The 14,128-nt window shown below is 45.7% G+C and carries 12 protein-coding genes; all 12 read left to right on the forward strand.

What is annotated here, in order from left to right; translation table 11 throughout:
- Positions 1-26: 26 nt before the first annotated feature.
- The 12 genes from QZJ86_RS05055 to QZJ86_RS05110 all read left to right on the forward strand — a co-directional run bounded on the left by QZJ86_RS05055 (position 27) and on the right by QZJ86_RS05110 (position 14,127).
- Entirely contained in the window at positions 27-692 is a 666-nt protein-coding gene (locus QZJ86_RS05055; protein ID WP_301936971.1) for a polysaccharide biosynthesis/export family protein, read from the forward strand.
- 81 nt (positions 693-773) lie between these two features.
- Positions 774-2,309, forward strand: a complete 1,536-nt coding sequence (locus tag QZJ86_RS05060; RefSeq protein WP_301936973.1) for an XrtA system polysaccharide chain length determinant — start codon at positions 774-776, stop codon at positions 2,307-2,309.
- A gap of 24 nt (positions 2,310-2,333) precedes the next feature.
- The gene (locus QZJ86_RS05065; protein WP_301936974.1) at positions 2,334-3,227 is read left to right on the forward strand and encodes an XrtA-associated tyrosine autokinase; all 894 of its coding nucleotides are present in this window, start codon (positions 2,334-2,336) and stop codon (positions 3,225-3,227) included.
- Positions 3,205-4,857, forward strand: coding sequence for a TIGR03016 family PEP-CTERM system-associated outer membrane protein (locus QZJ86_RS05070; protein WP_301936975.1), 1,653 nt, complete (start codon positions 3,205-3,207; stop codon positions 4,855-4,857). Before QZJ86_RS05065 ends, QZJ86_RS05070 begins: the two co-directional genes overlap by 23 nt.
- Before the next feature lie 11 nt (positions 4,858-4,868).
- Entirely contained in the window at positions 4,869-5,900 is a 1,032-nt protein-coding gene (locus QZJ86_RS05075; protein ID WP_301936977.1) for an XrtA/PEP-CTERM system-associated ATPase, read from the forward strand.
- Positions 5,901-5,905: 5 nt separating this feature from the next.
- Positions 5,906-7,033 carry a non-hydrolyzing UDP-N-acetylglucosamine 2-epimerase gene (wecB, locus tag QZJ86_RS05080; protein WP_301936979.1) on the forward strand — a complete coding sequence of 376 codons (1,128 nt, stop codon included), beginning with the start codon at positions 5,906-5,908 and terminating at the stop codon, positions 7,031-7,033.
- Between the two features lie 8 nt (positions 7,034-7,041).
- Positions 7,042-7,905, forward strand: coding sequence for an XrtA system polysaccharide deacetylase (locus QZJ86_RS05085; RefSeq protein ID WP_301936981.1), 864 nt, complete (start codon positions 7,042-7,044; stop codon positions 7,903-7,905).
- A 6-nt stretch (positions 7,906-7,911) separates the two neighbouring features.
- Positions 7,912-8,931, forward strand: coding sequence for a FemAB family XrtA/PEP-CTERM system-associated protein (locus QZJ86_RS05090; RefSeq protein ID WP_301936982.1), 1,020 nt, complete (start codon positions 7,912-7,914; stop codon positions 8,929-8,931).
- A complete protein-coding gene (locus QZJ86_RS05095; protein WP_301936984.1) occupies positions 8,931-10,136 on the forward strand; it encodes a TIGR03087 family PEP-CTERM/XrtA system glycosyltransferase in 1,206 nt (401 codons plus the stop codon). Before QZJ86_RS05090 ends, QZJ86_RS05095 begins: the two co-directional genes overlap by 1 nt.
- A complete protein-coding gene (locus tag QZJ86_RS05100) occupies positions 10,136-11,272 on the forward strand; it encodes a TIGR03088 family PEP-CTERM/XrtA system glycosyltransferase (protein ID WP_301936985.1) in 1,137 nt (378 codons plus the stop codon). The genes QZJ86_RS05095 and QZJ86_RS05100 overlap by 1 nt, the downstream gene beginning before the upstream one ends.
- 20 nt (positions 11,273-11,292) lie before the next feature.
- A complete protein-coding gene (locus QZJ86_RS05105) occupies positions 11,293-13,179 on the forward strand; it encodes an XrtA/PEP-CTERM system amidotransferase (RefSeq protein WP_301936987.1) in 1,887 nt (628 codons plus the stop codon).
- Positions 13,180-13,485: 306 nt separating this feature from the next.
- Positions 13,486-14,127, forward strand: coding sequence for a hypothetical protein (locus QZJ86_RS05110; protein WP_301936988.1), 642 nt, complete (start codon positions 13,486-13,488; stop codon positions 14,125-14,127).
- The last annotated feature ends 1 nt before the right edge of the window (position 14,128 follow it).

The raw sequence follows: 14,128 nt of genomic DNA on the forward strand, positions 1-14,128 counted from the left end.
TTTTATATAATATGATTATATTAATAATGAATAGATTATTTTGTCGATGGATGTTAATTATAGGTTTGTTAGGATTGTTTGGCTGTTCACAACCTTTGTTGGAGGACGTGCAGCAAGCTTCAGATTACACTTATCAAATAGGCCCGGGGGATAGTGTAAATATATTTGTATGGGGAAATCCAGAATTATCCACTTCTGCCACTGTCAGGCCTGATGGCAAGATAACAGTACCTCTGGTGGAAGAATTGTTAGCAAGTGGCAAGACACCTTTTGAATTGGCTCGTGATATTGAAAAGGTCTTAGCAACCTATGTCAAAAGTCCTCAAGTAGTTGTTATGGTTGGTGGCTTTAAGGGAGTTAGCACTCAGCAAATTAAGGTTATCGGCAGAATTGGTGGCGGTAGTAGTGGGGGTTCGGCTGGCGGTGGCGGTGGCGGTGGCGGTGGCGGCGTTGGACGTTATCAGGGCCAGTCAATTCCCTACGAGAGAGGGATGACTCTTCTCGATGTCATTATAAAGATTGGTCTAAATCAGTATGCTGATGGCAACAGAGCTAGTGTTATCCGGAATGTTAGTGGTGACCTGAAGTCGTTTGGTGTCAGGATCGATGATTTAATTGACAATGTCGATTTATCCGCGAACGTTTTAATGATGCCCGGCGATATTTTGATTATCCCTGATGCTTATTTCTAGAGATTTACAGAAATTATTATGTGGGTTATGTGTTGAGCGGCATTTTTGCCAAATTTAGAATAGAACCGATGGTCTGTTAATATGCAGCAAGATCTTTCCGAAGTTTATTTTTACGTAAAAGGAACTCTAAAATATAAGCGCCTAGCGATTGTTTTCGCCTTAGTTGTTTGTGTGGGGGCGTGGTCTTATATTTTTTTGATGCCTGATAAGTTCGAGTCAAGAGCAAAAGTTCATATAGATTCAGCTACGGTCATCAGGCCTTTAATGAGAGGTATGGTTGTCGAACCAGACGTATCGGCGCTGATTAGAATTATTCAGCAACTGATGTTTACTCGACCTAACTTGGAAAAAATTGTCGAATTATCACTGCTAAGTCGGTCGCAAGAAGGCGCGGTTGCCAAAACGGAATTAATCGAAAATTTGAAGAGAGATATTACGATTGCCGGAGGGCGAGGTGATATATTCGATATTGCATTTACCTCTCAAGATCCTGAGACTGCTAAAAGCGTAGTGCAGGCTGTCCTAACTGTTTTTTCCGAACAAGCCGAAGGAAAGGCATTAGCGGATGCCAGCGATGCGCAGCGATTTATTGAGCAGCAAATACGTGATTACGAAATAAGATTGCAAGATGCTGAAAAAGCAAAAGAAGAATTTAAAAGAACAAATATGGATTTGCTAAATGGATCTGATCAATTCCAAAGTCTACAGCAAATGAAAGAACAATATCAAGATGCCAATACGGCTCTTCAGCAAGCCATTTCGAGGCGGGATGTATTAGCTGAGCAAGTCTCTGAAATTCAGGAATCGGATGAAGATTGGGGGATAACTGTATCGACACAGAATTTGTCGACTGACAATGCCAGGATAGAATCGTTAAAAGATAAACGTACCGAACTTTTACTTAAATATACTGAACGTCATCCGGAAATTATTGAAATAGATAAACTGATTGATACGCTAAAAAAACAAGAGGATCTAGCTAAAAGCGACAAGGCTGAAGCAAAGGATGAGTCGGAAACCACTATTGGTGCGGAAAAAATGACTAATCCGTATGTACAGGCGTTAAAAATGGGATTTGATAACGCTCAGGCTGAAGTTGCATCTAGCCAGACTCTGGTTGAGTCAATTCGTAACAGGATAAGCAAGCTTGAAGAGGGCTTGAACGAAAGGTTGACTATCGAAACAGAGATGAAAAATTTGAATAGGGATTATGAAACGATCAGTGGCAAATATGCAGAGTTATTAGATAGGCGTGAGCAAGCGCACATCACCGAGCGGGTGGACGATCAGACGTCTAGGCTTAAGTTTAAAGTTGCAGATCCGCCCAGTAAACCCGATAAGCCGAGTTTTCCGAATAGAAAACTATTTTATTCATTGGCTTTGTTGGCGAGCGTTTTAGCCGGTTTAGGTGTGGCTTTTTTGGTTTATTTTATACGACCTGTATTTATGTCTGCTAGGCAAGTAAGGTTAGTGACAGGGCTTCCTTCCTTGGGTAGTGTTTCTCTTACGTCTCAAGGTATAAATCAGATTAATAATATTGACTGGTTGCTTGTGTGGACTTTTCTGGTTCTGATGAGTAGTTATATTGGTGTTATGGTATTTGAGATACTCAAATAGAGCTGGATTTAAACAGGTATAAATATGAGCATTATAGAAAACGCGCTCAAAAAGGCCGGAAGCAAGGGGTTGGTTATCCAGGATAATCACGAAAACTCTTCCGCTAACTTGAAAAGTGCGGTTGGAGTGGGTGACGTTGGGGTAAATAAGCTGAGCGATACCTCTGTAGGCTCTTCATCGGAGCGACAGGTTGTTATAGATTGGCGTAATTTAGCAGAAAGCGGATTTATAAATAATAATAATGCGAAGTCTCAATTGGCGGAAGAGTTTAGAGTTATCAAAAGGCCGCTCGTAAATAATATACAGGGGGCCGAAAATAATGGGATTAATCGCTCTAATCTCATTTTAATTTGTAGCAGTTTGCCAGGCGAAGGGAAGACTTTTGTCTCAATTAATTTGGCGTTAAGTATTGCCAATGAAAGAGACAAAAGTGTCTTATTGATAGACGCTGATGTTGAGAAGCCCAGCATATCAAAGCAGTTAGGAGTAGAAAGTCCGCTTGGGTTAATAGAATATTTGGAGGATGATAAGGTTAATTTTTCTGATATTTTGTTAAAAACCGATTTACCTAATTTGAGTATTATAACTGCTGGAAAAAGACATAAATATTCTACTGAGTTGCTATCAAGTCAACGGATGTATTTGTTTGCAGAGGAAGTGAGTCGCCGATATAAAGACCGTATTGTGATTTTTGATTCCCCCCCACTGTTAGTGGCAACACAAGCGCAAATATTGGCTGAGTTAGTCGGGCAAGTTGTATTGGTAATTGCAGCGGAGGTTACTCCACAAAGCGTTGTTAATGAATCGGTTGCAAAATTGAGTAACTGTGATGTGGTTATGACTCTATTAAATAAAACTCGAAAAGAGATAGATATATACGGTCATAATTACGGTTATGGAAAATATGGACATTTGTGATTGTTATTTGCTCCTCAACAGGAGACTAAAAGCAGTTTTTTTTATAGGTAGTGCCGGGTTTTTTTTTCATTCGGATGTTGCTTGGGGGTTTGACTGGCGCTTAACGCCAAGCATCTCTGCAAGTGAAATTTTTTCTGATAATTTGAACTTATCGGAAAATAATAAGCAAAGTGGCTTTGTCAGCGAAATTAGCCCTGGCTTATCCCTTTATGGTGTCTCGCCTTGGAGTACGTTTAACTTAAGCTATCGTTTGCAAAGTCTTTACAACGCAGGCGGTAGAGATGATCTTGATATAAATCATCAGCTTAATATGAGCTCTTTGTATCAGGCTGTTCGAAACACATTGTTTTTAGAAACCAGTAGCTCAATAAGTCAGCAGAATGTCAGTAATTCGTTTATTACTACCGACAATATTTCTGGGAATGGGGGGCGAGTTGAAAATAAAACTTTCAGTATTTCGCCGTATTGGACGCCGCATTTTGGACGATATGCCAATGGCCTGTTTAAGGTCGGTTATAACCGGTCTTCATTCGATAATTCAAATGCAACGACTATTTCGCCATTGATCTCTAATTTTGTAACTGATTCGGATACATTTACCAGACAAGCGCGCTTATCTAGCGGTTCTGCTTTTAATAGGGTAAGTTGGGGCTTAAATTATTCCTCACAAGAGCAAAGCAGAGTCGCTGGTCAGGATGTGCGCTTCGAGCAATACCAAGGCGATGCTCGCTATTTCTTTAATCAAAAGTTTAGTGTATTTGGTCAAGCTGGCTTTGAAAATAATGATTATCAGACGTTAAATAATAGTATAAATAATGGCTTCTTTTATACTTTTGGAGCTAGATGGAGTCCCAGTCGTTGGTATTCGCTGGAAGCAGGCTACGGGAATAATAAACATGTCACCATGCAGTTCAACCCGTCTAGTAATTTAACGTCGACTATTACTTACCGCAATAAAGATGTTGGTCTCAATACTGGCGATTCGTGGGATGCTAATTTCAATTATCGTGTCAAACAAGCTGTCATTGGGTTTAATTATTCTCAAGAGACGACTACTACTCAGCAGCTGCTGATGGAGCAAGGTTTTTTCCAAAGGGACGCTAGCGGTAACTTGGTTCAAGTATCACAGCAAGATCTCATCTCACAGAGAATTTTCGCCCTGGACCCCTCGGGTAATCTGATTAGGGGGCCAAATTTCTCTCAACTCATTCAGAATCCTTTTGACTTGGTCAATGACGTAATTATTAGGAAACGCGGTAATTTGTCTTTCAGCTATCAAACTGGTAAGAGTAATTATAATGCTGCAGTTTTTAACGAACGTCGAACTTATGAGTTGCGTGCCGGGGAGGACATGTCGTATGGGATTTCAGGTGGCTGGCAATGGCAATATGCGCCGAGGCTAAATTTTTACTTACAACCGTCGTGGCAGCATACAGAAGGAAGTATCTCCAGCAATACTAGATATGATGTTGCCTTGGGTGTAAGCCGGGCAGTCCCTATCAATCTTGGTCGACCTTTGTTGATGAATACCAGGCTTGAATTTCGACACATCAACCAAATGTCCGAATCCTCACAGTTTGGGGGATATATTGAAAACCGGGCGACGGCTAACTTTAACGTGCAATTCTAATAACATACTAAATGTACGACGGCTTCTATAATCTCACTCAGAAACCATTTCAGCTTAGCGCGGACCCCGATTTTTTTTTCCAGAGTTCGGTACATAAGCGTGCACTGGCTTATATGCATTACGGTTTGACGCAAGGCGAAGGCTTTGTGTTGGTCATCGGCTCGCCGGGTACTGGCAAAACTATGCTGGTCAAGAGTTTGATCAAGAATTTGAACAAAGACAAGCTGTTGATCGGTGTCATGATGACCTCTCAAGTTGGGCCAGAAGATACCTTGCGAATGGCAGCGTCGACTTTTGGCTTTACATATTCGCTTAGCGATAAAGCCAGTTTGCTATCGGGTTTTGAAAAATTTATCGTTGAAAAAGCCAGAGAAGGGCGGCGATTGTTATTGATTGTTGATGAAGCGCAGAATCTGCCTAAGCAATCGTTGGAAGAATTGCGCATGCTCACCAACCTGGATGTCAATGGTAATCCGGTTTTTCAGGTGTTTTTAGTCGGACAAACCGAGTTAAAGCGGACAATTTATGCTGCGGATATGGAGCAGCTTAAGCAAAGGATAGTTTCAACCTTTCAACTCGATCCGCTCGATTTGGAAGAAACCAAAGAATACATCCTGTTTCGTTTGCAAACGGCGGGTTGGCGAGGAACGCCAGAGTTTACGCATCGTGTTTTTGAAGCTATTCACGAATTTAGCGGTGGTATTCCCAGGCGGATTAATTCCTTATGTGACAGGCTGTTATTGTTTGGTTATCTGGAAGAATTAACGCTATTGGACGAACAAGCTGTCACGAAGGTGATCGTTGAAGTCAAAGAAGAAATGTTATTGGAGTCGGGAGACGAAGGCACTGACGGTTCGGTATTATCCTCGCATCGTTATAGTGTTGGCGACGCCGATACTTTAGAACACCGAATATCCCGGCTAGAAGATACGGTCACCAACTTGCGAAATAGTGTTAACAAGGAGAAGGCTTTACTCAGGAAAGCCATTTTGCTGCAGTTGGACATGGATACCGTTTACAGCGATACATCTCATCTGGATTAATAAAAATGACACCCAAGGTTCTGGTATGTGTGGTAGGCGCGCGGCCGAATTTTATGAAAATGGCGCCGATTATCCGGCAATTGCAAGCCGTTAATCATTTAGTCATCCCTTATCTGGTGCACACCGGACAGCATTACGACCAAGCCATGAAAGATACGTTTTTCCAGCAGCTTGGTATTCCTGAACCGAATAAGGATTTGGGGGTCGGTTCTGGCAGTCATGCGGTGCAAACTGCCAATATCATGTTACGTTTTGAGCCGGTTTTGGATGAGGTGAAGCCATTCGCGGTATTGGTGGTTGGTGATGTTAACTCGACTATCGCTTGCGGTCTGGTTGCGGTCAAAAAAAATATCCCTCTGATTCATGTAGAAGCAGGATTGCGAAGTTACGACCGGGAAATGCCGGAAGAAATCAACCGGATTTTGACTGATCAGCTTTCCGATCTGTTATTCACCACCGAACGCGCGGCTGCGGATAATTTACTGAAAGAAGGGATTGCCGAGCGGCGCATATGCTTCACCGGCAATGTGATGATCGACACGCTGCTGGCGAATTGCCAACAGGCCTCTTCCTTGTCGGAGACTTTGCAACGATACGGTGCTAAACAGACGGTTTCGGAAAAAACCTATGCCTTGCTGACTTTGCACAGGCCTTCTAATGTCGACGATCCTGAAACATTAGCGCGTTTGGTTCGGGTTGTCGGTGACATCAGCGAAAAGCTACCGGTGATATTTCCGGTTCATCCCCGTACCCAGCAGAAAATTGCCGAAGCGGGTTTATTAGCGGCTTTGCCTGAACAAAAAGTCATCATGCTGCCACCAGTAGGCTATCTGGAAATGTTGGGTTTGATGCAATCGGCGCGTTTGGTGTTGACCGATTCCGGCGGATTGCAGGAAGAAACGACCGCATTGGGCATACCGTGCGTGACGTTGCGTGAAAATACCGAAAGGCCTATCACGATTACGGAAGGCACTAATACTATTGTCGGCACCGATCCCGTCAAAATCATGCAATGCGTTGATGATATTTTGCATACCGGTGGTAAGAGCGGCCGGATTCCTGAATATTGGGATGGTAAGGCGGCGGATCGCATCGTCGATGAAATTGTACGGCGTTATCAGTTGGCGGGTTGAGTATCGGTATGAATCTGCAATCACCAATCAATGCCATGACTGTCGATGTCGAGGACTATTTTCAAGTCTCGGCGTTCGAGTCGCATATAGCTCGCAATCAATGGGATAGTCTGCCGCATAGAGTCGAACAAAACACCCATAGAATTTTGGATTTGTTCGATCAGCATCAGGTAAAAGCGACTTTTTTTACTTTGGGCTGGGTGGCCGAGCGTTATCCACAATTAGTGAAAAGGATAGTCAGCGATGGTCACGAGCTGGCTTCCCACGGTTATCAACATACTCGTGTCACCGAACAAACGCTCGAGCAGTTCCGACAAGATCTCAGAATTAGCCGGCAAATTCTCGAAGATATTGGCGGTCGGTCTGTGGTGGGTTATCGGGCCGCCAGTTATTCGATTGGCGCCAAAAATCTCTGGGCATTGGAAGTGCTGGAAGACGAAGGCTTTCAATACAGTTCCAGTATTTACCCGGTCAAGCATGACTTATACGGTATGCCAGGTGCTCCGCGCTTTGCGTTCAGGCCTGACAATGCGCCGAATTTGTTGGAAATACCGATTACTACTTTGAAAATACTTGATCGCAATTTGCCATGCGGCGGCGGCGGCTTTTTTCGATTGTATCCATATCAAGTCTCGAAATGGGCTTACCGTTATATCAACAATCACGAAAAACAATCCGGCATTTTTTATTTTCACCCCTGGGAAATCGATCCCGAACAGCCTCGACAGCACAATTTGTCGTTTAAAACCCGGTTCAGACATTATCTGAATCTGGGCCGAATGCAAAATCGCCTTAACAACTTACTTGCCGATTTTGCTTGGGATACCATGCAGAATGTGTTTCTAACCAAGCAAACAGACAAATCATCATAGTTAGTCATGATCAAATTACTTGAGCCTGCCCAAGCCGAGCGTTGGGATTACTATGTCATGGCTGCGGCCGATGGCAGCTTTTTTCATTTATCCGCTTGGCAGCAGGTAATCATGCAGGCATTCGGACACGACACTTATTATTACTACACCGAACAAGATGGTGAAATTACCGGTGTTTTGCCGTTGACCCATGTCAACAGCTTACTATTCGGTAATTCTTTAGTGTCAAACGCGTTTTGCGTTTATGGCGGCATTATTGCCAGTAATGATGAAGCCTTTGCGGCTTTACAGGGTAAAGCGCAACAATTGGCCAGGGAATTGGGTGTGGATAGTCTGGAGATGAGGAATCAGCAACAGCGTCATCCGGATTGGCCGCACAAAGAACTCTATGTAACGTTCAGAAAAGAACTCGATCCGGATGTCGAAAAAAACCTGAATGCCATTCCGCGCAAGCAGCGCGCGATGGTTCGGGCTGGCATCAAAGCTGGTTTGACCAGCGTTATAGACGACAATGTCGAGCGTTTGTATCGCGCTTATTCCGAAAGCGTCAGAAACCTGGGAACCCCGGTATTTCCGAAAAAGTATTTTCAACTTTTGCAGGATGTATTCGGCGAGAGTTGCGAAGTGCTGACAATAGAACACGAAGGCCAATTAGTGGCTAGCGTGATGAGTTTTTATTTCAAGGGTGAGGTTTTGCCTTATTACGGCGGCGGCACCGACGCGGCCCGAGACTTGAAAGGCAACGATTTTATGTACTGGGAAGTAATGCGACGCGCGGTTGAAAAGGGTTGCCGGGTTTTTGATTACGGCCGCAGCAAAGTCGGCACCGGTTCGTATCGTTTTAAAAAACACTGGGGTTTCGAGCCTGAGCCGCTCTATTACGAAGTCGATCTGGTCAAGGCCAAACAAATACCGGAAATCAATCCGCTTAACCCGAAATACCGCTTATTTATTGCCGCCTGGAAACGTTTGCCTTTACCAATTAGCCAGTTGGTTGGCCCTTGGCTTGCCAAGGATTTGGGCTGATGGCCAAGCCTAAATTACTGTATTTAGTTCATCGTATTCCCTATCCGCCTAACAAGGGTGACAAGATTCGTTCATTTCACTTTTTGCAGGCTTTAGCGGCGGAATACCAGATATTCCTCGGTACCTTTATCGACGATCCGGATGACTGGGAACATGTCGATGCCTTAAAAACGTTTTGCAAGGATACTTGCTGTATCGATTTAAATCCTAAACTCGGCAAAATTAGGAGTCTGACAGGTTTGCTGAGTAGAGAAGCCTTGAGTTTGCCGTATTACCGTAACCGAGAGTTGCGGGAATGGGTAGACAAGACTATCAGCGAACAGGGTATCGAACGGGTGATGATTTTTTCATCGCCGATGGCGCAATACGTTGAGAAATATACCAATTTGCATTGGATGGCCGATTTTGTCGATGTCGATTCCGATAAATGGCGGCAATACGCGCAGAGTAAGAATTGGCCCGCGAGTTGGATTTACCGACGCGAAGCGGAAAAACTGCTGGCCTATGAGCGTCGTATCGCTGCGCTGGCCGATGCGACAATATTCGTATCCGAACAAGAAGCTGGCTTGTTCAAAACCTTGGCGCCGGAGTCCGCCGGCAAGATCGGCTTCGTAAACAACGGTGTCGATACCGATAGGTTCGATCCCGACTTGCCGTATGCGATCCCATTTGCCAATGAACAAAAATCTGTTGTATTCACCGGCGCGATGGATTACTGGGCCAATGTCGATGCGGTCAAGTGGTTTGCCGAGCAGGTATTGCCTAGTATTAACAGCCGTCGGCCGGAGGTGCGTTTTTACATAGTCGGCTCTAAACCTGCCAGGGAAGTATTGCAACTGGCGGAAAACGATCCCGCTGTGATCGTTACCGGTCGGGTTGAGGATGTCAGGCCCTATGTGGCTCACGCTGATGTGGTTGTTGCGCCGTTACGGATTGCCAGAGGTATTCAAAACAAAGTGCTGGAAGCGATGGCGATGGCTAAGCCAATAGTCGTTACCTCGGCGGCGATGGACGGTATACCGGGCGGTGTGGATTTGCAGGTGATGATAGCCGACGTAGCGGAAGAATTTGCCGACTGTGTTTTGCGGTGTCTGGAGCGGTCGGGCGAATCGGCAGTTGTTAATCGCAGCTATGTGAAAAATGGTTTCAGCTGGGAACAAAACGGCCAGCATTTATGCCGTTTATTGGCTGGTGAGACCGCATAATGTCCAAGCCCTTGCCGCCGTTGATTGTTCATATCATTTATCGACTAGGCATCGGTGGCTTGGAGAACGGTCTGGTCAATATCATCAACAATCTGCCGGAAGGCAGCTATAGACACGCCATTATCTGTTTGACTGAAAGCACAGACTTCAGTCAACGTATCACCCGACAAGATGTGATTGTCCATCAATTACATAAACGCCCCGGACAAGATTGGGCTTCTTTTTATAAAGTGTATCGTCTGCTGAAACAATGGCGGCCGGCGATTGTTCATACCCGCAATCTGGCCGCGATCGAGTATCAGCTTTGTGCGTTACTTGCCGGTGTTCCCTACAGAATACATGGCGAGCATGGCTGGGATGTCTTCGATCCTGACGGTAGTAATGTCAAATATCAATGGCTGCGGCGAATTTTAGGTTTAATCATTCACCGCTTCATTCCGCTGTCGCAGCATTTGCAAGATTATTTGCTGACGCGCGTTGGTATTCCCGCCAAAAAAATCACCCGGATTTGTAACGGTGTCGACACCAAAATCTTTTATCCTCGGCTGGGAAATAGGCTGGTACCGGAAGCCTGCTTGCTGGATTTGGATCAAAAGCTGGTAATAGGCAGCGTCGGGCGCATGCACGGCGTTAAAGATCAGCTGACACTGGTAAGGGCGTTTATCGATGCCTGCGAAAAGTCACTGGAATTTGCGCGGATTACTCGTTTGTTTTTGATCGGCGACGGACCATTGCGTGCTGAAGCGATTGAATTGCTGAATGCGGCTAAACTGGCCGATAAAGCCTGGTTGCCAGGCGAGCGTAACGATATTCCGGAAATTCTACGCAGTTTAGATATTTTTGTGTTGCCCTCCAAGGCGGAAGGCATTTCCAATACTATATTGGAAGCGATGGCGAGCGGTTTGCCGGTCATTGCTACCCGCGTCGGCGGCAACCCCGAGTTGGTGCTGGACGGTCAGACAGGTTGTCTGGTAGAAAAGGAAGATATCGAGGGTTTGTCGTTGGCGATGCAAGATTTGGTGGCGGATAACCAAAAACGGCGGCAATTAGGCGAGGCTTCACTTCGACGGATTCAGGCGGAATTTTCAATCGATAGCATGGTGAATCGCTATCGGCAAGTTTATGACAAGCAGTAAAGGATTCAGAGAGAACTCATATGTGCGGCATAGTCGGTATTTTCGATATTACAGGTGCTAGTGAAATAGACCGAAATTTGTTGTCGCGGATGAACGAATCCCAATTTCATCGCGGACCCGATGAAGGCGGCATGCATACTGAACCCGGTTTGGGCTTTGGTCATCGCCGGTTGTCCATTATCGATTTGTCGAGCGGCCAGCAACCGATGCATAGTCAAGACGGTAATGTGGTACTGACTTATAACGGCGAGGTCTATAACTTTCCGGAATTGCGCGAAGAATTGGAAGCATTGGGATATAGCTTCAGGACTCATTGCGATACCGAAGTGATTCTGTATGCCTGGCAGGTTTGGGGCGAGTCTTGCGTCGAGCGTCTGCGCGGCATGTTTGCGTTTGCGATTTGGGACAGGTCCAGTCAGACTTTATTTTTAGCCCGCGATCGCTTGGGCGTGAAGCCGCTGTTTTACGCCGAGTTAAGCAATGGTCAATTCATTTTCGGTTCCGAACTGAAAGCCTTGAAACAACATCCGCTGTTGCCTAAAGAGGTTGATGCTACCGCAATCGAAGACTATTTCGGCTTTGGTTATATTCCCGATCCCAAGACTATTTACCGTGGTGTGTACAAGCTGGAACCGGGATATTGTCTGACGATCAAGCGCGGGCAGAATGCTTATCGCCCAAAACAATATTGGGATGTTAAGTTCCAGACCACTTCGGTGGGTGGGGCCGCCGAAGCAGGCGAAGAGTTGATCGAGCGCTTACGCGAGGCTGTTAAAATTCGAATGGTGGCCGACGTACCCCTGGGAGCCTTCCTTTCCGGCGGCGTCGATTCCAGCGGCGTAGTGGCATTGATGGCTGGATTATCCAAAGATCCGGTCAATACTTGCTCGATTTCGTTCGGCGACCCGAAATTTAACGAAGCGCAATTCGCTGCTCAAGTGGCCGAGCGTTACCACACCGCGCACCGTGTCGAGCAAGTCGATCCCGACGACTTTAGTCTGATCGATCAGCTGTCCGGTTTGTACGACGAGCCTTACGCCGATAGTTCGGCACTGCCGACATATCGGGTTTGCGAATTGGCCAAGAAGCAGGTGACGGTGGTGTTGTCCGGCGATGGTGGCGACGAAAATCTGGCCGGCTATCGGCGTTATCGCTGGCATACATATGAAGAGCGAATGAGAGCATTGCTGCCCGATGCCCTGCGTGTGCCTTTGTTCTCGACTTTAGGCCGGGTTTATCCCAAGCTGGATTGGGCGCCAAAGGTATTGCGGGCTAAAACTACCTTGGAATCCATTGGTCGAGATTCGATGGCCGGTTATTTTCACAGCGTATCAGTACTCTCCAACGGTATGCGCAGCCAATTATTTAGCGATAGCTTGAAAAGCGAGTTGCAGGGGTATCAGGCTATCGAGGTATTCCGCCGCTATAGCCGGCAAGCGCCGGATCATCCCTTATCGATGGTGCAATACCTGGATTTGAAAACTTATCTGGCTGGCGACATTCTGACTAAAGTCGACCGGGCTAGCATGGCGCATGCCTTGGAAGTGCGGGTGCCGCTGCTGGATCACAAGCTAGTGGAATGGATGGCAACCTTGCCGCCCGATTTGAAACTACATGGCCGGGAAGGTAAATATCTCTTTAAGAAAGCGTTGGAACCTTATTTGCCCAATGATATTCTTTACCGGCCCAAAATGGGATTTGCAGTGCCATTGAGCAGCTGGTTTAGAGGGCCGTTAAAGCAGCGCGTACAGCAGGCCTTGCTAGGCGAAACCCTGCGAAGTACCGGTTGGTTCGATGAGGCTTATTTGCATCATCTGGTCAGCCAACACCAGTCCGGGCTGCGCGATTACAGTGCGGCGATTTGGTCGCTACTGATGTTTGAAGCGTTTTTGCGTAATGGGCTCTAGGATAAGAAGCTAAAAGGGATTTGCGTTAAGACAGTTTGTAGCGATTTTGGTTGATATGTCGATGCTTAATTATCACCAAATGCCAGGCTATATTTTTACAGCAAGTTCGGCTGCCTAGGGTTAATGGTGGTTATTGGTATGGTGTTCGGCGCAGAGTTTGTGCTAGTTGAAAGTTTAGGCCAACAAATTTCCACCATTTGAGATGCAAGAATTTTTTAAATCACAATATTGAACAAGGGTGCAATAGACTGTGACAAAAAGTTTTGCTAGAGTGTGAGTTAATTCAAACTTTTGGGGTGTCGTGTTATGACTGTCAAAGACAAAGATATGATTCAGACTGATGAAAGCAGTGATGGCAAGCGAGTAGTAGATCATTCAAGACGTTCGTTTGCAAAATTGAGTTCCGCTGTGGTGCCAGCAGTATTGACGCTAGCCAACCGGTCGGCATGGGCGACAGATCAATGTACTCAGTCAGGTTTTGCTTCGGCTTGGGCGGCTGCTTCGCATGTAACTTCTCAGGCAAATGCTAAGTGGTTGAAACCCAATCAATGGTTTGCTCTTGGGACATGGCCGACTCCAAGTACTACTACATTTCCGTATCGGAAGGTTACGTATAGAACTAGCAATGATGATTATGACTCAATTGATAGCCCTCCACTCTGGCCTGGACAGAAAGACTTGGATGAGGTAACGAACGCTGAAAGTGCTGGATGGATTATTTTAGCCAAGACTGCCTGCCCGTGGAGCCAAGATCTTTCAAATAACAGTACCTTGACTTTATACACTGCGTTAAATAACTCTAATTCGGTGGTGGCATATTGGATCGCTTCGCTGATGAATAACCGCCTGGAACCATTTCCCAGTTATTTTCTGCCGGGTATTGGTGGTAGCGCACCTGCTGCGAGCCTCACCGAGTATCAAAATTTTTATAGTAGCTGTACACCCTAGT

Origin of the sequence: Methylomonas montana (assembly GCF_030490285.1) — a bacterium.
In the GTDB taxonomy this organism is placed as follows: domain Bacteria; phylum Pseudomonadota; class Gammaproteobacteria; order Methylococcales; family Methylomonadaceae; genus Methylomonas; species Methylomonas montana.